This window comes from Mycobacterium sp. D16Q13, assembly GCF_002013375.1.
Classification (GTDB): Bacteria; Actinomycetota; Actinomycetes; order Mycobacteriales; family Mycobacteriaceae; genus Mycobacterium.
Window position 1 is genome coordinate 28,471 of record NZ_MAEW01000009.1, and the last position, 25,908, is coordinate 54,378.

Annotated in this window: 29 protein-coding genes and 1 riboswitch; of the genes, 13 read left to right on the forward strand and 16 right to left on the reverse strand. The window is 64.5% G+C overall.

Annotated elements, in window-relative coordinates; genetic code table 11:
- The first annotated feature begins 18 nt into the window (after positions 1–18).
- The gene (locus B4400_RS10140; protein WP_078311492.1) at positions 19–735 is read left to right on the forward strand and encodes a LamB/YcsF family protein; all 717 of its coding nucleotides are present in this window, start codon (positions 19–21) and stop codon (positions 733–735) included.
- A gap of 17 nt (positions 736–752) precedes the next feature.
- Here B4400_RS10140 and B4400_RS10145 read toward each other — a convergent pair whose 3' ends face one another.
- The 6 genes from B4400_RS10145 to B4400_RS10170 all read right to left on the reverse strand — a co-directional run bounded on the left by B4400_RS10145 (position 753) and on the right by B4400_RS10170 (position 5,838).
- Positions 753–1,751 carry a glycerophosphodiester phosphodiesterase family protein gene (locus tag B4400_RS10145; protein WP_078311493.1) on the reverse strand — a complete coding sequence of 333 codons (999 nt, stop codon included), beginning with the start codon at positions 1,749–1,751 and terminating at the stop codon, positions 753–755.
- A gap of 90 nt (positions 1,752–1,841) precedes the next feature.
- The gene (gene rlmB, locus B4400_RS10150; RefSeq protein WP_078311494.1) at positions 1,842–2,789 is read right to left on the reverse strand and encodes a 23S rRNA (guanosine(2251)-2'-O)-methyltransferase RlmB; all 948 of its coding nucleotides are present in this window, start codon (positions 2,787–2,789) and stop codon (positions 1,842–1,844) included.
- A 2-nt stretch (positions 2,790–2,791) separates the two neighbouring features.
- A complete protein-coding gene (cysS, locus tag B4400_RS10155; protein ID WP_078311495.1) occupies positions 2,792–4,201 on the reverse strand; it encodes a cysteine--tRNA ligase in 1,410 nt (469 codons plus the stop codon).
- Positions 4,202–4,212: 11 nt separating this feature from the next.
- Complete coding sequence (ispF, locus tag B4400_RS10160) at positions 4,213–4,689, reverse strand: 2-C-methyl-D-erythritol 2,4-cyclodiphosphate synthase (RefSeq protein ID WP_078311496.1); 477 nt, start codon at positions 4,687–4,689, stop codon at positions 4,213–4,215.
- Complete coding sequence (gene ispD / locus B4400_RS10165; protein WP_170914971.1) at positions 4,686–5,360, reverse strand: 2-C-methyl-D-erythritol 4-phosphate cytidylyltransferase; 675 nt, start codon at positions 5,358–5,360, stop codon at positions 4,686–4,688. The genes ispF and ispD overlap by 4 nt, the downstream gene beginning before the upstream one ends.
- Positions 5,350–5,838, reverse strand: coding sequence for a CarD family transcriptional regulator (locus tag B4400_RS10170; protein ID WP_078292605.1), 489 nt, complete (start codon positions 5,836–5,838; stop codon positions 5,350–5,352). The genes ispD and B4400_RS10170 overlap by 11 nt, the downstream gene beginning before the upstream one ends.
- A gap of 379 nt (positions 5,839–6,217) precedes the next feature.
- Between B4400_RS10170 and B4400_RS10175 the strand changes: the two genes are divergently transcribed.
- From B4400_RS10175 to B4400_RS10185, 3 genes are all read left to right on the forward strand, one after another.
- Positions 6,218–6,916 carry a copper chaperone PCu(A)C domain-containing protein gene (locus tag B4400_RS10175; protein ID WP_078311647.1) on the forward strand — a complete coding sequence of 233 codons (699 nt, stop codon included), beginning with the start codon at positions 6,218–6,220 and terminating at the stop codon, positions 6,914–6,916.
- Between the two features lie 76 nt (positions 6,917–6,992).
- Entirely contained in the window at positions 6,993–7,448 is a 456-nt protein-coding gene (locus B4400_RS10180) for an MmpS family transport accessory protein (RefSeq protein ID WP_078311497.1), read from the forward strand.
- Between the two features lie 82 nt (positions 7,449–7,530).
- A complete protein-coding gene (locus B4400_RS10185; RefSeq protein ID WP_078311498.1) occupies positions 7,531–7,896 on the forward strand; it encodes an MmpS family transport accessory protein in 366 nt (121 codons plus the stop codon).
- Here the strand turns inward: B4400_RS10185 and B4400_RS10190 are convergent.
- On the reverse strand, positions 7,893–8,984 hold the full coding sequence (locus tag B4400_RS10190) for a fatty acid desaturase family protein (RefSeq protein WP_286142229.1): 1,092 nt from the start codon (positions 8,982–8,984) through the stop codon (positions 7,893–7,895). The genes B4400_RS10185 and B4400_RS10190 overlap by 4 nt on opposite strands.
- A 171-nt stretch (positions 8,985–9,155) precedes the next feature.
- Positions 9,156–10,271, reverse strand: a complete 1,116-nt coding sequence (locus tag B4400_RS10195) for a ferredoxin reductase (RefSeq protein ID WP_078311500.1) — start codon at positions 10,269–10,271, stop codon at positions 9,156–9,158.
- Between the two features lie 391 nt (positions 10,272–10,662).
- Between B4400_RS10195 and radA the strand changes: the two genes are divergently transcribed.
- On the forward strand, positions 10,663–12,096 hold the full coding sequence (radA, locus tag B4400_RS10200) for a DNA repair protein RadA (protein WP_078311501.1): 1,434 nt from the start codon (positions 10,663–10,665) through the stop codon (positions 12,094–12,096).
- Here the strand turns inward: radA and B4400_RS10205 are convergent.
- Entirely contained in the window at positions 12,086–12,601 is a 516-nt protein-coding gene (locus B4400_RS10205; RefSeq protein WP_139360348.1) for a PaaI family thioesterase, read from the reverse strand. The two genes, radA and B4400_RS10205, sit on opposite strands and share 11 nt — an antisense overlap.
- A 50-nt stretch (positions 12,602–12,651) precedes the next feature.
- On the opposite strand from B4400_RS10205, the gene disA reads away from it, so the two are divergent.
- On the forward strand, positions 12,652–13,737 hold the full coding sequence (gene disA / locus B4400_RS10210; RefSeq protein ID WP_078300464.1) for a DNA integrity scanning diadenylate cyclase DisA: 1,086 nt from the start codon (positions 12,652–12,654) through the stop codon (positions 13,735–13,737).
- Here disA and B4400_RS10215 read toward each other — a convergent pair.
- The 3 genes from B4400_RS10215 to B4400_RS10225 form a co-directional block, all read right to left on the reverse strand.
- Positions 13,734–14,477, reverse strand: coding sequence for a hypothetical protein (locus tag B4400_RS10215; protein ID WP_078311649.1), 744 nt, complete (start codon positions 14,475–14,477; stop codon positions 13,734–13,736). The genes disA and B4400_RS10215 overlap by 4 nt on opposite strands.
- A 123-nt stretch (positions 14,478–14,600) precedes the next feature.
- Positions 14,601–16,145 carry an LCP family protein gene (locus B4400_RS10220; protein ID WP_078311502.1) on the reverse strand — a complete coding sequence of 515 codons (1,545 nt, stop codon included), beginning with the start codon at positions 16,143–16,145 and terminating at the stop codon, positions 14,601–14,603.
- A 151-nt stretch (positions 16,146–16,296) separates the two neighbouring features.
- Positions 16,297–16,911: a carbonic anhydrase gene (locus B4400_RS10225; RefSeq protein WP_078311651.1), complete on the reverse strand. Its 615-nt coding sequence runs from the start codon at positions 16,909–16,911 to the stop codon at positions 16,297–16,299.
- A 26-nt stretch (positions 16,912–16,937) separates the two neighbouring features.
- On the opposite strand from B4400_RS10225, the gene B4400_RS10230 reads away from it, so the two are divergent.
- Complete coding sequence (locus B4400_RS10230) at positions 16,938–17,780, forward strand: HhH-GPD family protein (protein ID WP_139360357.1); 843 nt, start codon at positions 16,938–16,940, stop codon at positions 17,778–17,780.
- On the opposite strand, the gene B4400_RS10235 is transcribed toward B4400_RS10230, so the two are convergent.
- Positions 17,777–18,733 carry a helix-turn-helix domain-containing protein gene (locus tag B4400_RS10235; RefSeq protein WP_078292597.1) on the reverse strand — a complete coding sequence of 319 codons (957 nt, stop codon included), beginning with the start codon at positions 18,731–18,733 and terminating at the stop codon, positions 17,777–17,779. The two genes, B4400_RS10230 and B4400_RS10235, sit on opposite strands and share 4 nt — an antisense overlap.
- A gap of 71 nt (positions 18,734–18,804) precedes the next feature.
- On the opposite strand from B4400_RS10235, the gene B4400_RS10240 reads away from it, so the two are divergent.
- Entirely contained in the window at positions 18,805–19,008 is a 204-nt protein-coding gene (locus B4400_RS10240) for a hypothetical protein (RefSeq protein ID WP_078292596.1), read from the forward strand.
- 4 nt (positions 19,009–19,012) lie between these two features.
- Here the strand turns inward: B4400_RS10240 and B4400_RS10245 are convergent, their stop codons facing one another.
- Entirely contained in the window at positions 19,013–19,795 is a 783-nt protein-coding gene (locus B4400_RS10245; protein ID WP_078311652.1) for an alpha/beta fold hydrolase, read from the reverse strand.
- Positions 19,796–19,860: 65 nt separating this feature from the next.
- Between B4400_RS10245 and mhuD the strand changes: the two genes are divergently transcribed.
- Positions 19,861–20,178 carry a mycobilin-forming heme oxygenase MhuD gene (gene mhuD, locus B4400_RS10250; RefSeq protein WP_046252406.1) on the forward strand — a complete coding sequence of 106 codons (318 nt, stop codon included), beginning with the start codon at positions 19,861–19,863 and terminating at the stop codon, positions 20,176–20,178.
- 23 nt (positions 20,179–20,201) lie between these two features.
- Complete coding sequence (locus tag B4400_RS10255) at positions 20,202–21,515, forward strand: serine hydrolase (RefSeq protein ID WP_078311503.1); 1,314 nt, start codon at positions 20,202–20,204, stop codon at positions 21,513–21,515.
- Between the two features lie 61 nt (positions 21,516–21,576).
- Here B4400_RS10255 and B4400_RS10260 read toward each other — a convergent pair whose 3' ends face one another.
- Together B4400_RS10260 and B4400_RS10265 are read right to left on the reverse strand one after the other, a co-directional pair.
- Positions 21,577–22,371, reverse strand: coding sequence for a CbtA family protein (locus B4400_RS10260; RefSeq protein ID WP_078311504.1), 795 nt, complete (start codon positions 22,369–22,371; stop codon positions 21,577–21,579).
- Positions 22,372–22,386: 15 nt separating this feature from the next.
- The gene (locus B4400_RS10265; protein WP_078292593.1) at positions 22,387–22,593 is read right to left on the reverse strand and encodes a CbtB domain-containing protein; all 207 of its coding nucleotides are present in this window, start codon (positions 22,591–22,593) and stop codon (positions 22,387–22,389) included.
- Positions 22,594–22,751: 158 nt separating this feature from the next.
- A riboswitch (cobalamin riboswitch) is annotated at positions 22,752–22,976 on the forward strand.
- Positions 22,977–23,081: 105 nt separating this feature from the next.
- On the opposite strand from B4400_RS10265, the gene B4400_RS10270 reads away from it, so the two are divergent.
- The 3 genes from B4400_RS10270 to B4400_RS10280 are packed head-to-tail and all read left to right on the forward strand — an operon-like array spanning position 23,082 to position 25,908.
- On the forward strand, positions 23,082–24,134 hold the full coding sequence (locus B4400_RS10270) for a FecCD family ABC transporter permease (RefSeq protein WP_078311505.1): 1,053 nt from the start codon (positions 23,082–23,084) through the stop codon (positions 24,132–24,134).
- A complete protein-coding gene (locus B4400_RS10275; RefSeq protein WP_078311506.1) occupies positions 24,134–24,919 on the forward strand; it encodes an ABC transporter ATP-binding protein in 786 nt (261 codons plus the stop codon). The genes B4400_RS10270 and B4400_RS10275 overlap by 1 nt, the downstream gene beginning before the upstream one ends.
- A complete protein-coding gene (locus B4400_RS10280; protein WP_078311507.1) occupies positions 24,916–25,908 on the forward strand; it encodes an ABC transporter substrate-binding protein in 993 nt (330 codons plus the stop codon). The genes B4400_RS10275 and B4400_RS10280 overlap by 4 nt, the downstream gene beginning before the upstream one ends.

The following is a 25,908-nucleotide window of genomic DNA, read 5'->3' on the forward strand; positions in this document are numbered from 1 at the left end:
GCGAGCTAGGCTCGCACGATGGACCGCATCGACCTGAATGCTGACCTCGGTGAAGGTTTCGGGGCCTGGCGCCTCGGCGATGACGAGGCGATGCTGGACGTGGTCACCAGCGCCAACCTCGCCTGCGGTTTCCACGCGGGCGATCCTGCGACATTGCTTCGCACGTGTCGCGCCGCTGCGGCACGCGGGATCCGGATCGGCGCACAAGTGGGCTACCGCGACCTCGCCGGATTTGGTCGCCGATTCATCGATATCGCTGCCGACGACCTGTATGCCGACGTGGTGTATCAGATCGGCGCACTGGACGCGTTGGCCCGAACCGCGGGATCGTCGGTGACCTATGTGAAACCGCATGGCGCGCTGTACAACGCGATCATCCACCACGAGGCGCAGGCGGACGCGGTAGCGCGTGCGGTGCGGGATGTCAGTGCCGATCTCCCCGTGTTGACGCTGCCGCATGGTGTATTCCGGGACCGCGCACGCGCATTGGGGCTGCGCGTAGTGACCGAGGCCTTCGCCGACCGCGCCTACCGTGACGATGGCACTCTGGTGCCGCGCGGCGAGCCGGGTGCGGTGTTGCACGATCCCGCCGCGGTCGCCGTACGGATCCCCGCACTCAGCCACACAGCCGAATCGATATGTGTGCACGGCGATTCACCGGATGCGGTGACGATCGCGCGAGCTGTCCGCGCGGCGCTGACCGCCAACGGAATCGAGCTGGCCTCGTTCGTGTAGGGCCGATGGCAATGCGCCTAGCGGTGATAGGCCGGTGGCAGCGGCAGACCCTTCTCGGCCACGACCCTCCGCAAGACCGTCGGGTAATCGCTGATGATCCCGTCCGCGCCGGCGTCAATTTGCGCCTTCATGGTCTCGGCATCGTTGATGGTCCAGGGAATGACCTTGAGCCCCAAACTGTGCGCCTTCTCGACAAACTTCTTGTCGGCGACCAACGCGAAACCCGGGTCACCCGCCTTGCCTCCATAGGGCGCCGTGTATCCGGGCGACAGGATCGTGGCACCAATCTGCCTGGCCCCGTCAATCGGGTCCTTGACGACGGCGGGGTCCACCCCACCGAGCCAGGGTGAGCCTGGGTACCACGTGGTCTCATCCCAGAGTGCGACGAGCGGGATGCCCGGTTCGGCTCGCTTGGTCATCGGGAGCGTGCGCCAATCGAAGCTCTGAATCTCCACTTTGCCGACTTTGCCCGCCGCGCGGATCGCGTCGAGGATGACGTCGACGAACACCTGCGGCTCCACGGATTTCTGTGGTTCCGCGGCCTCCACCTTGGTCTCGACGTTGTACCGCACATCGGCGTGATAGGAATCTGCGAGGGCGAAAACCTCTGGCAACAAGGCGATCCTGTCGTTCTTGACCACCTCTGCCTGCGGAAAATCCTTGAGCAGCTTGCCGCAGTCCAGTGTGCGCAGCTGATCGGAAGTCAGGTCTTTCACGAGCTTTCCCACGTAGGGGAACTGCGGGTCGCCGGGTATCACCGGGGCCGTATCGGAGCACTTCGCGGAATCGATCATCGGATCGTGCCAGACCATGGGTTTGCGGTCCTTGGATATGACGATGTCGAGCTCGAGGGTGCTCACCCCAAGTTCAAGGGCTTTCGCGAAGGCGCGCAACGATTCTTCGGTGGTTTCTCCACGTCCACCCCGGTGCGCCTGCAGATCAAAGGACGCCCTGTCCTTTTCCCCGCAGGATGCCAACGCCAGGGTGACGGCGAGAATGGCGGCCAAGCGCTTCATGGCGATGAGGTTATGTCACTCTCGCCGAGAAGGCACTCGCGTACACCAAACAGCCATCTTGCGTACACGGTTGGCTTATCGCGCCGGGAATCAGCGACGCTGACGCGCGATCTCCGCGAGTACCACGCCCGCGGCCACCGAGGCGTTCAACGATTCGACGGGCCCCGCCATGGGGATCGACACCACGGCATCGCAGGTCTTGCGGACCAGCTGAGACAGCCCCTTGCCCTCCGACCCGACGACAACAGCGATATCGCCAACACCGTCGAGATCGTCGAGCTCGGTATCGCCGCCAGCATCAAGCCCGACGATGGTGAGGCCCTTATCTTGCCAATCCTTCAGTGTCCGGGTGAGATTCGTCGCACGAGCGACCGGGAGGCGCGCTGCCGCACCCGCACTGGTACGCCAGGCGACGGCGGTCACCGACGCGCTGCGCCGCTGTGGAATGACCACGCCGTGCCCGCCGAAGGCAGCCACGGAGCGCACGATGGCACCCAGGTTGCGCGGGTCCGAGATGTTGTCAAGCGCCACCAACAACGCGGGCTGCGCCTCCGCGCGGGCACGAGCCAACAGGTCGTCGGGGTGCGCGTAGCGGTACGGCGGCACCTGCAGCGCGAGCCCCTGGTGCAATCCGTTGGTGCTCATGCGATCCAAGTCGGGTCGTGGCACCTCCAGGATCGCGATCCCGGCGTCGGCGGCCAGCGACACCGATTCGGTCAGCCGCTCGTCGTTATCGGCGCCGACGGCCACGTACAGCGCGGTTGCCGGCACACCAGTGCGCAGGCATTCGAGCACCGGATTACGGCCCAGCACCATCTCGGACTCGTCGCCCTGTTTGAGCCGACGCTGCTTGGCGTCGCTGACCTTCCGCTGGACAGCGGCGCGTTTGGCGGCCGGATGCTTCGTCCGTTGTTCGGCCGGCGGGGTGGCGCCCTTGCCCTCCAGTCCGCGCCGGCGCACACCGCCAGAACCGACGGTGGGCCCCTTCTTGGTACCGGGCTTACGTACTGCGCCACGGCGCTGAGAATTTCCTGCCATTGCTACTCTTCGTCGCTACTCGTAAGGGACCACTGCGGGCCGTCTGCGGTGTCGGTTATCTCCAGGCCCGCGCGCTTGAGCCGATCCCGGATCTCGTCTGCGAGCGCCCAATCCTTCTCTGCCCGAGCTTTTCCCCGCCGCTCCAGCTCTGCGGTGACCAGCACGTCGACGGCGTTCAATGCGGCGGAGGTCTCATCGCGCGTCTCCCAGCGCTCATCGAGCGGGTCGCAGCCAAGGATCGACATCATGGCGCGGACACTTGCCGCCGACGATAGCGCGCCCTCGTGGTCGCCGGCATCCAACGCCCGGTTCCCGTCGGCGCGCGCGGAATGCACCTCGGCAAGCGCGATCGGCACCGACAGGTCGTCGTCCAGGGCTGCCGCGAAGGCAGGAGTCCAGGTACCCACTGGCACCTCGCCCACCCGGACCCGCACCCGATGCAGGAAATCTTCGATGCCGCAGTAGGCCTTTACCGCGTCAGCGAGTGCGGTCTCGGAGTACTCGAGCATGGAGCGGTAGTGCGCACTGCCCAGGTAGTAGCGCAACTCGACAGCCCGAACACGTTGCAGCACAGCGGGAATGGACAGCACATTGCCCAAGGACTTGCTCATTTTCTCGCCGCCCATGGTGACCCAGCCGTTGTGCAGCCAGTATCGGGCGAATCCGTCGCCAGCGGCGCGGCTCTGCGCGATCTCATTCTCGTGGTGCGGGAAGATCAAATCCATCCCGCCCGCGTGAATGTCGAACTCCGGCCCCAGATATGACTCGCACATCGCCACACACTCGGTATGCCAGCCCGGGCGGCCGGGGCCCCAGGGGGTCGGCCACGACGGTTCACCGGGCTTGGCGCCCTTCCACAGGGTGAAGTCGCGCGGATCGCGTTTTCCGGTCGCAACACCCTCGCCCTGGTGCACATCGTCAATCTTGTGCCCGGACAGTTGCCCGTACTCCGGGTAACTCAGCACATCGAAGTAGACGTCGCCACCGCTGGCGTAGGCATGCCCGGTATCAATGAGCCGCTCGATCAGCTCGATCATCTGGGTGATGTGCCCCGTCGCGCGCGGCGATACCGAGGGCGGCAGCACTCCGAGGGCGTCGTACGCCTCGTCGAAGGCGCGCTCATACGTTGCCGCCCACTCCCACCACGGCCGCCCCGCATCGGCCGCCTTATTGAGGATCTTGTCGTCGATATCGGTGACATTGCGGACGAACAGGACGTCATAGGCGCGGGCGGCGAGCCAGCGGCGCAGCACATCGAAGGCGACACCGCTGCGCACATGCCCGATATGGGGCAGACCCTGCACCGTTGCGCCGCACAGGTAGATGGAGACGGACCCGGGATGCAGAGGCACGAAGTCACGCACGGCACCCACGCGGGTGTCGTACAGCCGAAGCGGAGCGTGACCGGTCACGACCAGCGAGCTTACAGCGCTGTGACGAGCGCCGTTGCCACCGCGGCCAAGCCTTCGCCGCGTCCAGTCAGCCCCAACCCGTCGGTTGTGGTCGCGGACACCGAGACCGGTGCCCCCAGAAGGCCGGACAGCAGCTCCTGGGCCTCCACCCGGCGCGGTCCGATCTTCGGCCGATTCCCAATCACCTGAACCGCGGCATTGCCGATCCGGAAACCGCTGTTGTGCAGCAGCTCCCGTACGTGAGTCAGCATCGTCGCGCCGCTGACTCCCGACCATTCGGGCTGACCGGTACCGAATACCGCGCCCACATCCCCGAGTCCTGCCGCTGAGAGCAGGGCGTCACACAGGGCGTGTGCGGCAACGTCACCGTCTGAATGTCCCTCACAACCGTCGGCATCCGCGAAGAGCAGCCCGAGTAGCCAGCATTGCTTGCCCTCCTCTATCGGGTGCACATCGGTGCCGATGCCTACCCGGGGCAATGCGGTCATTGGGCTACCTCTCTGCTCAGGATTGCCTCGGCCAGCATCATGTCCAGCGCTGTGGTGATCTTGAAGGCCAGCCGGTCGCCCTCCACCACATGAACGCGCTCACCGATCTGTTCGACGAGCGCGGCGTCATCGGTGGCGATATCGCCTGCGGCCGCATACGCGCGCCTGAGCACGTTGGCCGCAAACCCCTGCGGGGTCTGCACCGCACGCAAGCATGCCCGGTCGGGTGTGCCGCTCACATCACCGGACGAATCGACCGACTTGATGGTGTCCGAGACCGATATCGCTGGGATGACCGCGCAGCGGCCTTCACGCAGTTCCGCCACGATGCGGGCGATCATGTCCGGAGGGGTCAACGGACGGGCCGCATCGTGAACAAGAATCCAGTCGGCACCAGCCACGGCGGCCAACCCGGCACGTACGGAATCGGTGCGCTCGGCACCGCCCTGCACAATCCTGGCCGACGGGCCTACCAGCGCCGCGGCCTTATCGAGCTGATCGGCGCCGACGACGACTACTACCTCGTCGATGGCACCTGAAGACAACAAACCATCGACAGAACGTTCGAGCATTGTCCGGCCGCCGACGGCAACGAAGGCTTTCGGAACATCCGCACCCAGCCGCACACCGAGACCGGCGGCCGGGACTATCGCCGCTGTCCTACGAGGCAGCTGCGAGCACCTCGTCGAGGATGGTGTCGGCCTTGGCGGCGTTGGTGTTCTCCGCCAGCGCCAGCTCGCCCACGAGAATCTGGCGGGCCTTGGCCAGCATCCGCTTCTCGCCTGCGGACAGGCCGCGCTCCTGCTCACGACGCCACAAGTCGCGAACAACCTCGGCGACCTTCTTCACGTCACCGGAAGCCAGCTTCTCCTGGTTGGCCTTGAATCGACGGGACCAGTTGGTCGGCTCTTCGGTATGCGGTGCACGCAGCACCTGGAAGACCGTGTCCAGACCCTCGCGTCCCACCACGTCGCGGACACCGACGTATTCGGCGTTGTCGGCGGGCACGCGGACCGTCAGATCACCCTGGGAAACCTTGAGGACGAGATACTCTTTCTGCTCGCCCTTAATCGTCCGGGTCTCGATCGCTTCGATCAGTGCTGCACCGTGATGTGGATAGACAACGGTGTCTCCGACCTTAAATATCATCTTGTTTCGTGCCCCTTTCGATACCCAATTCTATCACGGCGTATCTCGGCACGCCCACCAACAGCGCAGGTCAGGGGCACTGCAGATGAACCCTCGGGGTTGACAGGGTGACGATTTCGTGCATCCAGCGCCCCTCCGCAACCCCGCTGACGGGCCCATAAACCAGCCCCCACAAGCGGTAATCCAGGTCACATCGATTCCCTGAAGCTGGACTCGAACACCAGATCCGGACGGATCTGCACCGTCCTCGTGCACGCGGCTCATCGCGAGTGCCCCGCTGTTTTCGTCCTCGCGCGGCACCTACTACTGTCTATAGGACATATCGGCCGCAGGTGGATTTCGGACTGTCCGGAGCCGCTATCGAATCAGGGAGATGCCTGTGTTTCGCACTCGGTCCCAGCGCAGCACCGCTCGCGTGATGACACTTCTCGGCGCCGCGGTTCTCGCGACCGCCCTCGCCGGCTGCGGTGCTGGGCAGATCTCGCAGACAGCAAACCAGTCATCGGCAATCAACGGCGGCAGTGCCAACCTCGGCAAGCTCGCATTGCGCAATGTCCACCTCGTCGGGAGCCCGGACCCGGTGAAGCAGCGTGCGGGACAGAAGGCCGAGCTGGTTCTGGTCATCACGAATGAATCCGCTGATGTCAACGACAAGCTCACCTCTGTTTCCTCTCCCGACGACATCGGCAAGGTGACACTGAGCGGCGACAGCGACATTCCGGCCACCGGCCGCCTGTTCGTCGGAGCCGCCGAAGGCCAGGAGCCCGCTGCCGAGGCCGCAGGCCCGGAGGCCAGCAGCGGTGAGCACGGCGCAGCCCCGTCCGCTGAGCCCGGAGCCACGACCACAGAGGTCAAGGCGCCGGAATCCAAGCCACTGGCCTCGTCTGATCCGACCATCAAGCACGGCAAGGCGCAGCTGCAGCTGACGAAGGACCTGGCCGACGGCCTCACCTACCGATTCACCTTCACGTTCGAGAAGGCCGGAGAGGTCACCGTCGCGGTGCCCATCGATGCCGGACCCAGTGCACCTCGCCAGCACACCGCCAATGAGGGCGGACATGAGGGCGGCGGACACTAACACAGTCGCCTAGCGAGGGCCCGGAACGGCGATCGGCCGTCTCGGGCCCTCGCTTTTTTCGTGCTAGCTTGCGCCCATGAAACGGCTCGTCACCTGCACGGCGGTAGTGGCCATGATGGGCTCGGTACTGACCGCGCCTGCCGCGCACGCGGCACCCAAAACGGTCACCTACAGGGTGTGGGCGGAGTACGGCCCGCTCGTCGCGGCAACCATCGGCTACAACGAGGCAGACGGGTCCCGGCACGGCGCGATGAATCCGCAGTTGCCGTGGGGGAAGGACGTCACGTGGACCGACGACACCAAGCACCCCCTCATCAATGTCACTGGATACAACACCGGCGATGGCCCCCGGATCTTCTGTCAGATCCTCATCGACGGCCAGGTGGTCGACGAAGACGACAGAGTGGAGCTAGCCACCTGCAGCTACGCCACCGACGGCCTACCCCGCGAGCACTGCATGCGCGGCAATTCCGGCTCCATTGTCGGCATCTTGACCAAGGTGGATGGCGACCCATGCAGTCGCGCTCAGTAACGCCGGCGGTGTGACGATTCGGCCCATCGGGCCGTCTTCGCCGTGATAGCTTCCGGCCCAAAGCCAGAACCGGGAGGACACCGTGAAGCGAACGTGGGCAGCGGCAACTGCAGCGACTGCGGTTATTGGTCTGGTTCTTCCGGGGACGGCGCAGGCCGCACCCCCCAAGGTGACCTATCTGGTGTGGGCTGCCGGCAAGACACCGGAGGCCGGCACCATCAGCTACGGCGACTACTCCGGACTGCCGCAGGCCGTCAACGGCGTCAAGTTGCCATGGTCGGTCACCGTGGCCTGGCCGTACAAGGACACCGTCAAGCAGGTGACGGCCATCTGGGGCACGGGCCACATCCATTGCCGGATTCTGGTGGACGGGCAGACCGTCCTGTCCAATGACGGCGAGAAGACCGTGAACTGTCAGGACCGCATCGTCCCGCTGCCCCCTGACTAGCGCGCCTGGAATCGGCGCCTCACCATCCGCACTGGGAACGCGATGATGTCTGCAACCGTTGCAATCGGCGACTTCTGGAAGAAGTTGTCCGGGAACGAAAGCTTGAACACCTTCTTGTAGACGCTTCCCAGCTGCTTCGCCATCGAAGCCTCGTGGTAGGCGATGCCGTACTTCTCGCACATCGCGCGGACCTCCACTGCAATCTCCGCATAGCGGTACGCGGGGAGGTCGGGGAACAGATGGTGCTCGATCTGATAGCTCAGGTTGCCCGACAGGATGTCGATGCCCTTCCAACCGGTGAAGTTGGCCGAGCCGAGGATCTGGCGGTAGTACCAAGCAGCATGGCTCTCGTCCTCGGTCTCTTCGATCGAGAACGTCTGAACCTCTTCAGGGAAGTGACCGCACCAGATCACCGACGATGCCCACAGGTTGCGGACCAGGTTGGCCGCCATGTTTCCGAGGAAGGTAAACGGCGCGCCCGGACCCGAGAGCAGCGGGAAGATGACGTAGTCCTTGAGCGCCTGCTTGCCGGCCTTCGCGCGGAACCTGGCAAGCCCGTCCTTCATGTCGGACCACGACTTCTCACCCTTGAAGAACTTCTCCGACTCGAGCTCCTGAAGCGCGGTCCCCCACTGGAAGAAGATCTGCAGGGTGGCGCAGAAGACGGGGTTGAGTAGCCAGATCGGGTGCCACGGCTGCTCCTCGGTCATGCGCATGACGCCGTAACCCTCGGCGTCGTGGTCTTTGCCGACGATGTTGGTGAAGGTGTGGTGCACGTAGTTGTGCGTGTACAGCCAGCTGTCGGCGTGGATGGTGTTGTCCCAGTCGAAGTTCTTCGACGTAAGAGCCGGGTCCTGCATCCAGTCGTACTGGCCATGCATGACGTTGTGCCCGATCTCCATGTTGTCGATGATCTTCGACAACGACAGCGCAGCAACGCCGGCCAGCCAGGCCGGGGGGAACCAGCCAGCCCACAACAGCGCGCGGCCGGCGACTTCGAGCTTCTTCTGCTTGCTCACGATGTCGCGGATGTAGTTGGCATCCTTTTCACCGAGGTCGGCGACGATGCGGGCACGCAGGGCGTCCATTTCCTTGCCGAACTCTTCGATCTGCTCGGAAGGCAGTTTCTTGAGGTCATTCGGCCTCGCCGGGGGTGCGTACGTGGTCGGCTTCTTCTGGTTCTTCTGCTTGCTGGCAGGTGCGAAAGTAGTCATTTCGGGTCTCCTTCAGGGCGTTGATAGAGGCTGACTCGGCGTTGATCAGAGGGCGATGACGACATCGCCAACGGGTTTGTTGATGCAGAGCTTGACGTTGGTGTCAGGGTCGCTGCAGAGGTCGCCGTTGAGAACGTTCTGCGTCGTTCCGCTGTCCTTCTTGCGAACACACGTGAAGCAGATGCCGATGCGGCAGCCGTACTCCGGAGTCAGGCCTGCGGCCTCAGCTTGCTCGAGGATCGTCTGGCCGTTGTTGGCGATAGCCAGGTTCGACTCGGAGAAGGTGAGGTCACCTTCGGCATCGTCGGTGCCGACGGTCCGAATCGGAGCGGCGAACTGCTCGAGGTGGAGCTTGTGCGCGAGACCCTCGGCATCGAAGATCTCACGGACCGCGTTCATGAGCGGCATCGGCCCGCACAGGTATGTTTCGGCTTCTGCGTAGTGGCGGTCAGCGGCGAGCAGGTGCTCCTTGCAGAAGTAGCCCTCAAGGTCTCCGTCCGATGCTTCGGTATACGCACGGACGATCCTGACGCCTTCGTACTTGGCCTTGATCTCATCGATTTCAGCCTGGTAGATCACGTCGTCCTTGGTGAACGCGTAGTGCAGGAAGGTGATCTTCCCGATGTACGCCTTATCGGTGAGTGTGCGCAGCATCGACATCACCGGCGTGATTCCCGAACCACCGCTGATGAGCAGGATGCTTCGCGGATGCGGCAGCGGCAGGCAGAACTCGCCTTGCGCAGCCGAGATCTGTACGACCAAGCCGGGCTTGGCGTTGGCCAGCAGCCAGGGCGAAACAAGGCCGTTCGGGTCTACTTTGACGGTGAGCTCGATCTGGCCGTCGCGGCGGAACTGCGAGTTCGCCGGCGAGTAGCAACGAGTGCGGCGGACGCCGTCGATCTCAACCGAGAGCTTGACGAACTGTCCGGCCCGGAAGCCCTTCCAATTGGCATTGGGACGCAACGTCAGGGTGACGCTGTCCTTGGTCTTCCGGACGACGTCGGTTACCTCGGCGCGGGTCTCAGTCGTGGACCACAGCGGGTCGACCATTTCGAAGTAGCGGTCCACACCGTGCGGAGTTGCAGCCGCCTTGACGAACGAAGAGGTCAGCACCCGACGTGCAAGCCGAGAAGAAGTCCAAGCCTGAAGTTTGAGAGACATACTCGGCTCCATTTCGGTTAACAGTTGTACACCAACTACAGTATGGCAGGACATCTTCGGTCGCAAGTTATTCCACTGCGACGCTCGCAACGTCGACATATTGACGCAGTTCAAGGGACTATTTATACAGTTCTTCACTGCACTTTCCGAGCGATGCGGTTCCGCGAACAATTCGTTCGGAGTTCTAAGAGAAAGTGCACAGTTGCACGCCAATCACGGCAACAGCAGGGAACATACCTGGCCCGAATGCTCGACCAGCCCCCAAGCCCGAAGCGTGACCGACACGGACCGTACGGACATCTACCGAGCCCGATTGCGACAAACACAACCGTTAGCCACGCTTGGGCTGTGCTGGCCCGGTCTTGTCGTACCCGGAGGCTAACGTCGCGGTGTGGCCAAACCCCGCGCGCAGTATCGCTGTTCGGAATGCCAGCACACCACCGCCAAATGGGTGGGCCGCTGCCCCGACTGCGGAACGTGGGGCAGCGTCAGTGAGACCGCCGTACTGTCCTCGATCGGGGGGCTGGGCGCCGTACGCGCGGTGGCCCCGGCGACCGCGGCGGTACCGATCACCAGCATTGCGACCGATGACACCCAACATCGGCCCACCGGTGTCTCCGAACTCGACAGAGTGCTCGGCGGCGGCGTCATCACCGGCTCGGTGAATCTGCTGGCCGGCGAGCCCGGAGTGGGGAAATCGACACTGCTGCTGAAGGTTGTCCACCAGTGGGCGGTCTCCGGTGGACGAGCCCTGTACATCAGCGGCGAGGAGTCGGCGGCTCAGGTCCGGCTACGGGCCGAACGCACCGGCTGCGTACACGACGAGGTATACCTGGCGGCCGAATCCGATCTGCACAGCGTGTTGGGCCACATCGATGCCGTCAAACCCACTCTGGCAGTGATTGATTCGGTGCAGACCATGTCGACCACCGATGCCGACGGCGTGACCGGTGGCGTTACGCAGGTGCGCGCGGTGACCACGGCACTAACCATGGCCGCAAAGTCGTCAGGTGTGGCGATGGTGCTGGTGGGTCACGTCACCAAGGATGGCGCCATCGCGGGCCCGCGCTCCCTGGAACACCTGGTCGATGTGGTGTTGCATTTCGAAGGCGACAAACACTCGGCGCTGCGGATGGTGCGCGGGATTAAGAACCGATTCGGCGCCGCCGACGAGGTTGGATGTTTTGAGCTGCGCGACAAGGGAATCGAGTGTGTCACCGACCCATCCGGATTGTTCCTGGAGCATCGTGAGAACGCCGCGGCGGGCACCGCGGTGACCGTCACCCTCGACGGCAAGCGCCCGCTACTCGGCGAGGTGCAGTCTCTCGTCACCACATCGACCAACCCCTCGCCGCGGCGCGCGGTCAGCGGACTCGATCACGCACGGTCGGCGATGGTCACCGCCGTACTCGAGCGTCACGGCCGAATTCCCTTGGGCAACAATGACATTTACATGGCAACGGTGGGTGGGATGCGTATGACCGACCCTGCGGCGGATTTGGCCATCTTGATGGCAGTGGCCTCTGCGTACACCGACATTGCCCTACCAGCCAACATGGTGTTCATCGGCGAGGTCGGACTGGCGGGCGATATCCGGCGCACCGCCGCCGTGGGTCGGCGCATCGCCGAGGCGGCACGCCTCGGATACACGCACGCGGTGATTCCCCCCGAGGGCGATGACCTGCATCCTGCCGGAATGCATCTGCTGCGTTGCCCCACGGTGAGCAGGGCCCTCGAGGTACTTTCGGAGGCCCGCCGAATAGAACCGGAGAAGCGCCCGAGCCTGCGCCTGGCGCGGAGCCGCGCCGACGGTGCTACGGACTGATACCCAGCGCGCGTGAGGCGCCCTCTCCGTAGTGCGCGTCCGGGTCGATGATCACGAAGATGCCCTGCGAACTGGCCACCACATCACCGTCGATGCGCGCACTCGCCGTTGTGTACAGCTTGCGTCCTGCTCGGCCCTCCACAGCGGAGGACAAGTCCACCGTCGACCCAACGGGAATCGGCCTGCGATAGTCGATCTCCAAATGCGCTGTGACAGCGATCAACTGCGTCACGATGCCCAAAACACCCTGTAGCTCATCGAAAATCGCCGCCATGACGCCGCCATGGATGACGCCGGGTCCACCCTCCAGCTCGGGAAGCACCTCGAACTGTCCCGTGACGCTGGCACCCTCGCCGGCGTAGAACCGTGTCCCCCACAGGTCCTCCTCGGGCCCCGGGTGGCTAAACCTGCGGGGCCAACCCGGGTTCAGCACCGCACCGGGAGCGGGTGCTTCTGGGCCGCGACTAACCGCCTCTAGCCCCTCGGGCAACGTCCACGTCGACATGACCACGTAATCTAACTGCGGCGAACCGAGCCTGGAGAGGGAGGGGCGCGATGGACAACGCGGAAGCCAACGCAAGGATGCGGGAGACCCTGGCCCGGTTGGCGCCGGGCACACCCCTGCGCGACGGGCTGGAACGCATTCTTCGTGGTCGCACCGGGGCACTGATCGTTCTCGGCTACGACGACAAGGTCGAGAGCATCTGCGACGGCGGCTTCTCCCTTGACGTCGCCTTCGCACCCACCCGCCTTCGCGAGCTGTCCAAGATGGATGGCGCCGTGGTGCTGGACACGGACGGATCGCGCATCGTGCGCGCCAATGTGCAACTGGTGCCCGACCCGTCCATTCCGACCGACGAGTCCGGCACCCGGCACCGCTCCGCGGAGCGCACCGCCATTCAGACGGATTACCCCGTTGTGTCCGTGAGTCATTCGATGAACATCGTGAGCGTGTACACCGCCGGTATCCGGCACGTGGTCATGGATTCGGCGACAGTCATGTCGCGAGTCAACCAAGCGGTGTCCACCCTGGAGCGCTACAAAACGCGCCTGGACGAGGTGACCTCGTCGCTGTCCACCGCGGAGATCGAGGACTTCGTCACCCTGCGCGATGTCATGACGGTGGCGCAGCGCCTGGAGCTGGTGCGCCGGATCAGTCAGGACATCGAGCTCGACGTCATCGAGCTGGGTACCGACGGACGGCAGCTCAAACTGCAGATCGGCGAGCTAGTCGGCGATAACGACACCGAACGCGAGCTGCTGGTCCGGGACTATCACGCCAACCCCGAGCCACCGACGCAAGCGCAGATCGCCTCAACTCTTGAGGATCTGGACGCCCTCTCGGACACCGATCTGCTGGATCTGACGGTGCTGTCCCGGACATTCGGATACCCCTCCACTGTCGAAGCCCAGGACACCGCGATGAGCTCGCGCGGCTACCGGGTCATGACGCACATCCCACGGCTGCAGTTCGCACATATCGACAGGCTGGTCAGAGCCTTCGGATCCCTACAGGGGCTCCTGGCCGCCAGCGCGACAGACCTGCAGTCGGTGGAAGGCATCGGGGCCATGTGGGCCCGGCACATCAGGGAGGGTCTGTCCCGACTCGCCGAATCGACTCTTACCGAGCAGACCGGCTAGGCCGGTGGCCCCGCCGCCGGAGGTGCGTCGGCGGGCTTCTCACCGATGATGAAAGGCACTGGCGCGCTGCGCAGATCTCCGAGCTGCACCACCAGCGAGTAGGTTCCCGGACCGATGGCCGGACGCGGCAGCGGGCAGTTCGGCGCGGAGCCCATTCCGGTCCAGGTGACCTCGGTGGTCACCTGCTCACCCGGGTTGAAGGTCTTGATGGAGTTCTCCTGCGACGGAGCGCAGTCCAAGTTGGCCCAGATCCGCTTGTTGTCGACGCTGAACACCGACGCGGCCAGCACGGCTGCGCCCACATCCCGCTTGCACTGCACCAGGCCGATGTTGGTGACCACCATGGTGAACTTGGGCTGCTCACCGGCAAGATAACTGGGCTTATCACTGGAGGCCTTCACCGCAAGCGTCGCGTCGGGGCAGTCATCACCGGGGTTCAGCGCCACCGGCGGCACCAGCTCGGGCTTGGCAATGGGCGGTCCGTCATGGACCGGGGCATCCGCGGGCTTGTCGGACGGCTTTTTGATCTCGTTCGGCGGCAGGATGACCGGCTGACCGGCGGGGGCCGCCGCTTCGGCGGGCTGATCCGCGGCCTTGGTATCGGCTCCTGCACTGCCACCTACCAGCGCAAAGATCACCGCGGCGACGATGGCAACCACGACCACCGCCACGCCGATCGCGAGGGCGCGGCGCCGCCAGTAGATCTCTGAAGGCAGCGGGCCTGAGGGGTGCATGTCAATCACGATTCAACGGTAAGCGCAGGTCACTACGGGATGGCCGACCTCGCTCGGCGTGTCGGCGAGCTACGCAGACTTCACAGTGCTATTTGGGCCCCGTTTGGGGCTATCTACAGCCATCCCACGTCAGTTCACGCAGGGAACGCCACTGCTGCTGCCGACCACCGGCTTACCCGAGTCCGGCGGCGCGTAATCACTCGAGGACTCCGAACTCGAGTAGCTGGACATCGAGCTCGCGGTGCCACTGTCTTCAGCGCTCAATACATCGGATGGCGCGGAGTACCCGACGCCCAACATGACGCGAATTCGTCCGGGCGCCAACGTCGGATCCACACTGGGCTTCGCATCGATACCCAACATGGTGGACATCGCCTTGGCATCGGCATCGGCGCCTGCGCCGTAATCGATGGTGGTAGTGGTCGATTCGCCGCTTTCCGGATCCCGCACGTCGCCCTTGGTGTAGCCGCGACTGACGAGCGCCGACGAAATCGTCGACGCCAGACCGGAGGTGGAGGTGGCGTTCACGACATCGACGGTGCTGGTGGGCGTCGCCGGGGTCGACGCGGGCGCAGAATCCGAACCCGTGAAGGCCGCAGCAACCTTGGCCCGGATCGCGACCGGGTCAACAATGTTGACGTCCGCACCGTTGATGGTGTCGTATCGCACCACGGGCAACGTCTGGAAATTCACGTTGCCGTCCGCGATCTGCCCGATGCGCTGGAACTGCTTCTCGGTCCAGCCTTTTGACAGCACGACATCCTTGTGGACGACGTTCATCAGTCCGGTGAGTTTGGTGATGTCGGTCAGGGTGCCGGCATTACGCAGCTGCTGCATCACCGAGATCAGGAAGGCCTGCTGACGGTGGGTGCGATCGAGGTCGCCGTTCTCGAGCCCGTGGCGCTGACGCACGAACGCCAATGCCTGTGAGGCGTTGAGGGTTTGTTCTCCCGCCTGGAAGTTGGCGCCCGAGTAGCTGTCGTAGACGGCATTGTTCAGGCACACGGTGACCCCACCAAGCTCGGAGGCCAAGTCGTAGAAGCCGACCAGATTGACCTCGGCGAAGTAGTCGATGGGCTGACCGGTCAGACGGTGTACGGCATTGAGGGTGGCTCGGCGGCCCGCCTCACGGCTCTGCTGCTCCAGTGTCGCCTGATCGGTGATGCCCTCGTTGACGAGCTTGTCCGCCTCGTTGGCCTTGGTCAGGCCATAGGCTTCCTTGATCTTGATGTGCTTGTAGCCCGGTATGCCGTCGGCCGGGACCCAATCGTCACGGGGGATCGAGAACGCGGTGACCTTGTTGTCGGCGCCGACGTGCACGAGGATCAGGGTGTTGGTGTTGTAGCCGCCCGCATCCGAATCACCGGCGTGCAGCTGGTTCAGGACCGCTTTCGGCAGGTCGTTGCCGTCCTGATCCTTCCGCGAGTCGAGACCGATCAGCAGCATGTTCATGGAGCCGTCGCTCGATTTGCCACCTTCGGCCTCCGCCCCCGAGGTGGGGACGTGGCTGAACGCCTTGTAGAACACCTGCCAACCGGCGCCGGTTACCACCAGGCTGCCGCAGGCCAGCAGTGCGAAGATGACCCGACCGGCCGCGGTTTTGCTTACCAACCAGCGGTTATTCGACTTAGGTAGTGCGTGCTTTGGCCGACTGCGACCAGTGTCGCGGCTCATCGGTTACTACCCCGATGTGGCAGCAACGTACACACCGAACTACCCATCCCTCCCCCAGAGAAATCTGCATTCGTTCTAATTCTCCCATCACAGACAGCAAGATGCCATGTGACGTTTGCCGAACAGGCTTTGACCTGGGGCTTAGAGCTTGTTACTGGCCGATGTCGCCGACGTGTCCGTGCAAAACGACGCGCCCGTCGGCGAGTTTGTAGGTCAGATACACCAGCGCGAGCTTCTTGGCCTTGACCGCATCGGCCACCACTTGCGAGCGCTGCAGCAGCTTGATGCCGGTCTCCTCGACGTGGCGGGCCTCGAACTCATCGATCCGGGTCAGCCCGTCCTTGCGGCCGCCCAGGATCGAGGGCATCACCCGCACCACCAGATCCCGGATGTACCCGCCCGGTACCTCACCGGTGTCCAGAGCCTGCACCGTGGCACCCACCGCGCCGCAGGAGTCATGCCCCAAGATCGCGATCAGCGGCACACCCAACACCGCCACCGCATATTCGATCGAACCCAGCACTGCCGAGTCGATCACCTGCCCCGCGGTGCGCACGATGAACATGTCGCCCAGGCCCTGATCGAAAATGATCTCCGCGGCCACCCGGCTATCCGAGCAGCCGAACAGCAGCACATGGGGGTTCTGGCCATTAGCCAGCTCGGTACGACGCGCGACGCTCTGGCTCGGGTGCTGCGGATAACCGCCGACAAAACGCTGGTTACCCTCTTTGAGTGCCTTCCAGGCGGACCTCGGATCAGCTGTCATACCCGTCATTGTGCCCTGACGAACTTTTGGACTGGTTTGATGTCGCCGAGCGTGACCTACCGTGGCGTCACCCCGGGGCGACACCGTGGCACATCCTCATCAGCGAGGTGATGCTCCAGCAGACCCCGGTGTCCCGGGTAGAGCCGGTGTGGCGGGAATGGGTGGCACGTTGGCCGGTGCCCTCAGCGATGGCGAAAACGTCTGTGGCAGAGGTGTTACGGGCATGGGGAAAGCTCGGTTATCCGCGCCGCGCCATGCGGCTGCATGAGTGCGCGACCGTGCTGGCCCGTGACCATGGCGATCAGGTGCCCGACGATGTGGAGACACTGCTCACGCTTCCTGGCGTGGGTGCGTACACGGCGCGCGCCATTGCCTGCTTCGGGTACGGGCAGCGGGTTCCCGTGGTGGACACCAATGTTCGCCGGGTGATCGCGCGAGTGGTGCACGGTGTCGCGGACTCGGCACCCTCGGCGCGGGACTTGCGGGACGCCGAGGCGCTACTGCCCGTCGACAACGGGGCACGGTTCTCAGCGGCGCTGATGGAGTTGGGCGCCCTAGTGTGCACCGCCCGCGCACCGCAGTGCCCGCTGTGTCCGCTCAGTTCTTGCGGGTGGCACGAGGCGGGACACCCCGAATTGGACACACCGGTGCGGGCGGTGCAGAAGTATGCCGGCACCGATCGTCAGGTACGTGGGCGACTGTTGGATGTGTTGCGCGGCAGCAGCATTCCGGTAACGCGGGCACAGCTCGACGTGGTGTGGCTTTCCGACATCGCCCAGCGCGACCGCGCGTTGGATTCACTGTTGGTCGATGGATTGGTGGAGCAGACCGCGGATGGGCGCTTCGCGCTGGCTGGCGAGGGCGGCTAGCCGACAGCCACCGCGAAGGTCTTGCGGTAATCGGTGGGTGTGATGCCGACGCCACGGCGGAAGTGATGACGCAGCAGGATCGCGGTACCAAAACCGCTGTGCGCCGCGACGGTATCGATATCCAGATCCGTCTCTTCGAGCAATCGCCGGGCGAGCAGCACCCGCTGGTCGATGATCCAGCGCATCGGCGTCACACCGGTCTGATCGGTGAACTTACGGGCGAATGTGCGGGTCGACATGTGCACGCGTGCAGCAAGATCGGCCACCGTATGCGTCTGGTCGATGTTTTCGATCAACCAATCGAAAAGCCCGCCAAAGCCGTTGGTATCCACATCGGGCACTGGCTGTGGGATGAATTGACGTTGACCGCCCGCACGCTGTGGCGGCACCACCATGCGTCGCGCGATCTTGTTGGTGATTTCGCTACCCAACTCACGCCGCACCAGATGCAGGCAGGCATCGATGCCGGCGGCCGTCCCCGCGCTGGTGATGAGGTCGCCGTCGTCGACGAACAGCACATCGCGATCGACGGTCGCCGTCGGATACCGGCGGGCCAACTCGTCGGTGTACATCCAGTGCGTGGTGCAGCGGCGTCCGTCCAGCAGCCCCGCCGCTCCCGCGATGAAGACACCCGAACAGACGGTAAGCACGGTGGCTCCGCGGTCTGCCGCCGCACGCAGTGCTTCCAGAGCCTCCGGCGGATAGCCATGAGTAAAGGGGCGGGCAGGAACCGCCACCAGATCGGCGTCGGCGAGCCCCTCGAGTCCGCGATCCGGGATGATCGACGCCCCCACCGTGGTGCGCAGTGGAACACCGGCCTCTACCCCGCAGACGCGGAAATCGAAGTTCGGAACGCCGTCTCGGGCGCGGTCAATGCCAAAGACCTCGCAGATCACCCCGAACTCGAAAACGGCAACCTGATCGAGGACCAGGGCCGCCACCGAACGCAACATGGCTGAATATTATCGAAGATCGTCAATACCGCCACTGTTGGCGTGATATTTACCAGCACACAATTATTGCCATGACCATCTTCGCCGCCATCCTCGTCCTTATATCCCCGTTCGCCCTGGCGGTCGCACTGAGCTGGATCGCCCGCCGAAACAAGACCTTTCGCATCCACCTCGATCAGTTCCGGGTCGCAGCGCCCCTCGGCGGAACCTTCGCCGATGACCGCGACCTACAACGGCAGCTGCACGAAATGGAAGTAATCCACTCTCGGCGCTAGCGGACTACCGGACTCGATGCGCGGCGATGAATTCCGTGAGCGCGGACCGGTACCGTTCGGGAGCGTCGTCGTGTATCAGGTGCCCCGCTCCTTCAATCTTCAAATAAGTTGTCTTCCAACCTGTTTCAGCCATCTGGCGCATCTGCCCGGTCGGCGCCACCGTGACTGACGCCTCCAGCAACAACGATGGACAACGCACTCCCCGCCACTGGTCCCAGAATTCACGGACGCCCCATTCCGCGGCGGTGGATATCCACTTGTCGATCGGGCCATGCAATCGCCAGCCCTCGGGTACTCGGTCAAACGCTTCCAGAAAGTACTGTCCCGCAACAGCTCCGAACCTACTGGTGACGTCGGCGGCAGACGTGAAGACTTCTGGCCAGGAATACAGCCAGGGTTCCCAGGGGCCCGTGGTGCCGCCGACGAAATCGGGGGCCATGTCCTCCACCACCAGGGCCGACACCAGCTCCGGATGCTCCGCCGCCAGACACCACGAATGCAGTCCACCCATGGAGTGACCAACGAGGACGGCCGGACCGCCAAGGGCACCCACCGCATTCGCGAGGGCCTCGACATAACGCTCTGTCGAAATCGGTTGGGAATCAACGACGTCATGTCCGCGATGCCACGGCGCGTCATAGGTGTACACCCGGCCCAGCTCCCGCAGCCATGGCAACTGCCGTGACCACGTGTTTCCACGGCCCATCAGACCGTGCACAAGGACGATGGACGGCGCCCCCGAGTCTTCCGGCAGACCGCCTTGATCGAACAGACGGTCTGGGTCCATGTCTGTCATCATCGCCCCAATCATCGCCCCGAATCATGCGGGAGCCCGCACGGTAGCCTGAACCCATGTCCGTGGTGAAGATCAACGCAATCGAGATCCCCGAGGGTGCAGGTCCGGAGCTGGAGAAGCGGTTCGCTCACCGCGCCGGAGCAGTCGAGAACCAGCCAGGATTCCTGGGCTTTCAGCTGCTGCGCCCCGTCAAGGGAGAAGACCGCTACTTCGTGGTCACCCAGTGGGAGTCCGAAGAGGCCTTCCAGGCCTGGGCCACCGGTCCGGCGGTCGAAGCACATGCCGGCCAGCAGGCCAAGCCCGTGGCTAAGGGTGCCCACCTGCTGGAGTTCGAGGTTGTGCTCGACGTGACCGGGGCCGCCGCCAAGGCGTGAGTAGGAGTTTGCTGCGCGCGCGCATGACGCGCGCCGTTTCGGTATGCACGGTGGCAGTGGTGGCCTTATCGGTGGGCAGCACAGCGGGGTGTGGCATCAAGCTGCGACAGGTGCCGCATGGCGACGTGGATACGAGCACGCCCCCGGGCCTGCGCTCACAACAGCTGATCGACATGTTGAACTCCAACTGGCCGATCGGCAAGCAGGGCGTGGCGACGCTCGCCGCCGCCAACAAGGTCGACGACTACACCGAGATCATGACCAAACTGTGGGTCGATCGCCCATACAAGGTGAGCTCCGTGGATCTGGCTGCCAATAGCTCCACCGTCCACCTGATCGCACCCTATGGCGCCAATGTCGATATCGGGCTGCGCACCAACACCAAGGGGGATGTCGACAGGCTGGTTCCGTATCAGCAGCCCCCGACCATCGCCGACTGGTCCGACGTCGACGCCGTGCTGTCGGCATCGGGCGGCCGGTACTCCTACCGGGCGTCCAAGATCGTCAACGGTCAATGCGAGCAGGTCGCCGGAACCAATACCTCCGAATCCATGCCGCTGGCTTCGGTTTTCAAGCTCTACGTGCTGTTGGCCACCGGTACCGCCATCAATGCGGGCACCCTCACCTGGGACGACCAACTCACCGTCACCGATCGCGGCAAGGCGCTCGGAAGTTCGATGGACAAGCTCCCCACCGGCTCCACGGTGTCGGTGCGCACCGCCGCCCAGAAGATGATCTCGGTCAGCGACAACATGGGCACGGACATGCTGATCAACCGCCTCGGTCGGCAGGCGATAGAAAAGGCCCTTGCCGACGGCGGGCATCATGACCCGGCATCGATGACCCCCTTCCCCACCATGCATGAGCTGTTCAACATTGGGTGGGGAATACCCGATGTCCGCCAGCAATGGAAGGACGCCACCACACCGGCCCAGCGCGGGCAGATGCTCGCCGAAGCCGACACCCACGACTACAAGCTGGATCCGGACCGGACGACCACGCCCGCATCGAAATTCGGCATCGAGTGGTACGGCAGCGCCGAAGACATCTGCCGGGTCCACGCGGCACTACAGAAGGTCGCCGTCGGCCCGGCGGCTCCGATTCGCGGCATCCTGTCAGCAGAACCCGGTATCGATCTGCACAGCGAGAACTGGCGCTACATCGGCGCCAAAGGTGGCAACCTGCCCGGCGACCTCACATTCAGCTGGTACGCCGAGGATCGCAACCGCCAGCCGTATGTGGTGAGTTTCCAGCTGAATTGGGACCGCGCGTTCGGCCCCGGCGCGGCCGGATGGGTCATCGGCCTGGCCAAGGGCGTCTTCAAGAAGCTGGGATGAGCGCCCGCGCGAAGACCGTCACACCCCGATGAGCACCCGCGCGGCCACCGTGGCTCTCTAGCTAGCCGGTAACGGATGTCTCGGCATTGACGGGCTTACGCCCGATAACCGTCGCGAACCCGAGACCGATCGTCGCCCACATAATCGCCTGCGTTGTGAACGAGTACAGCCGGAACAGATACAGATCGTGCGCCGGGAAACCCGGATAGACGATCTTCCCGTCGGCATCGAGCAGCGGTTGCGGCGCTTCGACAAATCCCGGCGTCACAGCCATGACGAGCCCGACCAGCACGATGAACACCGCAGCGGCAACAAGAGTGGCCGTCCAGGTATCGACGCGCTCGGAGAGCTTTCGACCCGCCCACAGCGCCACCGCCAACGCGATCGCGGCGACGAGGATCATCAGCACGAAGTACCCGGTGCGCTCCTTGATGGTGCCCTCTGCGCTGGCCGCAGGCGGGTTGGCCGGGAACTTCAGGAACGGCACCACATACAGCACCAGAAACAGCCCGCCCGCGACGGCGAGAGCCTGCGTGCGCGGGCTCAGATTGCCGACCCGTCCGATCGCCACCACGTACGCCACCGCGAACAGCGCGCCCATCGCGATTCCGAATCCGATGACACCGAGCGCCAGGCCCGCATTGGCCTGTGCGAAGCGGCTGAACAGCTCCGCGCCCTCGTGATGGGCGTGGATACCGGCGGCCTCATCGAGCACGCCCTGCGCCTCGCCTCTGCCCTCCTCATAGGCGATCGCCCTGTTGATGACGGGCTCCACAAAGATCCATCCGAAGATGAAGGACAGCAGGCCACCCAGTGCGCCGAAACCTAAGCCGCGCAGAATTATTGACTTTTCCATGTATTCGGCCCGCTGCTAGTGGCAGGGGAAGCCGAGCAGGTGGCGGGCGTCATGCACGAACTCGTGAACGTGCATATCGCTGCCGAAGATCGACACCGCACCCTGGTCGATGCCGATGAAGTAATAGGCGAGCAGACCCAGGAGGGTGGTCACGCTCAACCACAGCGCGGCCTGGGGAATCGACACCGCAACCGGATGGCTGGCGGACGTTGTGTGTGCCATGTTGCTCCTTTTCGGAATACCGCGTCCCGATCTGTTCTTGTCGACGGCGGGGTCTGACTCTCACAGTGGCGCGACCGTCCTGGGATTACACCAGGTTCCCGTCCTGTCGAAGGACCAGTTGAGCTTAGTCGACGCGGCTGGGCTGCGCGTTCGAGTGATAGTTTTGGCCCCGCATTGGTTTCTCCGAGAGCGCCAGGGAAGTGCTCCCGGAGATCGCAAGAGGGAATCCGGCGTGAATCCGGAACTGCCCCGCAGCGGTATGTGGAAACGACAGCGGCACCTAAGAGCACTGGGTCCAGGCCCGGGAAGCAGCCGCCAGTAGGTGAGGCTCGCAAGGCCTCGTGTCCACGAGTCCGAAGACCTGCCAACGCGGCCGCACCACCCGGTGCAGTCATTCGCCAGTGCCGAGGGATCGCCTGGTGGGTAGTGCCTGACTTGGCGTATCCGTCATGCCCCGCGGTCGGCGACCCGACGACGCAGGAAGACCGATGCCCGCAGCACAACACGAGCGGCCGGTGGTCCTCGCGGCGGCCGGTGGCCTGGTGGCACTGGTGCTGCTGTCTGTCGGTGCGCTCGCGTTCGGTACCGCCGACGTGCCCTGGCGCGACTGTCTGCACTTCCTCTGGGTCGGCACCACGGGCGGGTCCATTCGGGCCGCCGACGCGGCGAATTACCGGATCGTCATCGAGTCCCGGCTGCCCCGGGTGATTCTTGCGATCCTTATCGGCGCCGGACTGGCAGTGGTGGGCGTGCTCGTGCAGGCAATGGTCCGCAATGCCCTGGCCGATCCGTACGTTCTCGGCATCTCGTCGGGGGCCTCGGTGGGCGCCACCGCCGTGGTGGTCTATGGGGTGCTCGGCACCTTCGGCGCCTACGCGCTGTCGCTGTCCGCATCCCTCGGCGCCCTCGCAGCGACCGCACTCGTGTACCAAATCGCTCGAACACCACAGGGTTTGGTGCCGCTGCGACTTGTTCTGGTGGGCACCGCGGTGGGCTACGGACTGTCCGCGGTGACGACCGTGCTGGTGTTCTTGGCGCCGAACGGCGAAGCGGCGCGCAGCGTCATGTTCTGGCTGCTCGGCAGCCTGGGGGCGGCGTCCTGGGACAAGGTTCCGGTGGCGCTCGCGGCAACCGTAATCGGGATCGTCTGCGTCGCGGGGCTGGCCCGCCAACTGAACGCCCTGTCCATGGGCGACGAGGTGAGCGCGTCCCTGGGTCTGCACGCCGGGCGGTTCCGGGTGGCACTGTTCGTGCTGTCGGCCGCTATGACCGGATGTTTTGTCTCCATATGCGGAGCCATCGGATTCGTGGGACTGGTCATTCCGCACGCGGCACGGCTGCTGGTCGGCGCGGACCACCGCCGGGTCTTGATCGTGGCGCCGGTACTGGGCGCGTGCTTCCTCGTCGCCGCCGATCTCGTTGCAAGGACGATGATTCCGCCCCAGGAGCTTCCGCTGGGTGCGATCACCGCGGCCGTCGGAGTACCGGTCTTCGTCGGCTTGATGCGCCGGCGCGCGATGTCTGCGGGAGCTGTCGGCTGATGGACGTCACCTATCGGAGCGTGTCGGTCGACATCGCCGGCAACCGGATCGTCTCCGGCATCGACATGCGGGTCGCGGCCGGGGGGTTCGTGGGAATCGTCGGCCCCAACGGCAGCGGCAAGTCGACAACCCTGCGCTGCTTGTACCGCGCGCTCACTCCCACCACCGGCGACGTAGCGGTCAGCGGCGTGTCGGTACGGGCCATCAGCATGCGGGAGAACGCCCGTCAGGTGGCGGCGCTGACTCAGGACATGTCCTTGGATTTTGATTTCACGGCCGCAGAAGTGATCGCCACCGGCCGGCTGCCGCACGGCACGTCGCTGCGCAGCACCTCCGAACAGGACCGGCGCATCTGCGCGGAGGCGACCGAGACGGCGGATGTGACCGCGCTGGCCGACCGTAGGTTCAGTTCCCTCTCGGGCGGGGAACGCCAACGGGTTCTCATCGCCCGCGCGCTCGCACAGCAACCGCGTGTCTTGGTGCTGGACGAGCCCACCAATCATCTGGATGTGCGCCATCAGTATTCGATACTCAGCTCGGCACAGATGCTGGGCGTTACGGTCATCGCCGCTCTGCACGACCTCAACCTCGCGGCACAGTATTGCGACACGATCCACGTCATGGCCGAGGGGCGCATCGTGCTCTCGGGCCCACCGCGCGAGGTCATCACTGCCGAATCCATCGGCCAGTGGTTCGGCATCGGCTGTCATGTCATCGCACACCCACGAAGCGGTGTTCCGCAGATCATCTTCGACGCTCAGCCCGAAAGACAGGAGAAGGAATGAAGGCACTCATCGGCGTGACGGTGGTGGTGTCGGTGCTCTCAGCGGGCTGCGCGACCATCGAGGCGCAGAGCCCCGGAACCGAGCGGGTGTCCGTCGATAATTGCGGTGCACCGCTTGATGTCCCGGTCCCGGTTACCCGAGCCGTCAGCAATGACACCGGGGTAACCGAGCTGATGTTCGCGCTCGGCCTACAGGACCGGATGGCCGGCTACTTCCTGGACGCCGGACAAGATCGCGACATCAACACCTCGCCGTGGAAGGCGCAGTTCGAGTCCGCCACCAACCTGGGGCAGGGATTCACTCGTGAGGCAGTGCAAGCCGCGCGTCCCGATCTCGTGTTCGCGGGGTGGAGCTACGGATTCAACGAGACCTCCGGGCTGACCCCGGATTGGGTGCGGTCCATCGGGGCGGTGCCCTATCAGCTGACCGAGGCGTGCCGTCAGCCCGGAACCGTCCGGCGCGGTATCAAGCCTCCCCTTGACGCGCTCTACGAGGATCTGGCCAACCTCGGGGCCATCTTCGGAGTTCAGGACCGCGCAACAGAGTTGATCGCCACATACCGCAGGACCATTGAGGCCGTACAGTCACGTCTGCCGCAGGGCAAGCCGCCCGCACGTGTCTTCTTGTACGACAGCGGCGAGGCCGAACCGTTCACCTCCGGCAGGAACGCCGCACCCCAACAGATCATCGAGAAGGCCGGGGGCCGGAACGTCTTCTCAGATCTCGACGACAGCTGGACCACCAGCGCGTGGGAGACGGCCGCCCAGCGCGACCCTCAGGTGATCATCATCTGCGATTACGGGGTGGGCCCCAACAACACGGCCGACGCAAAGATCAACCTGCTCAAGGCACAGCCACTGATGAAGCACACCCAGGCGGTCCGCGATGGGAACTTCATCGTGCTGCCCTACGCCGCCCTGGTCGAGGGACCGCGCAATCCGGATGCCATCGTCACCTTGGCGAACTATCTGCGCGACAAGGGATTCTGA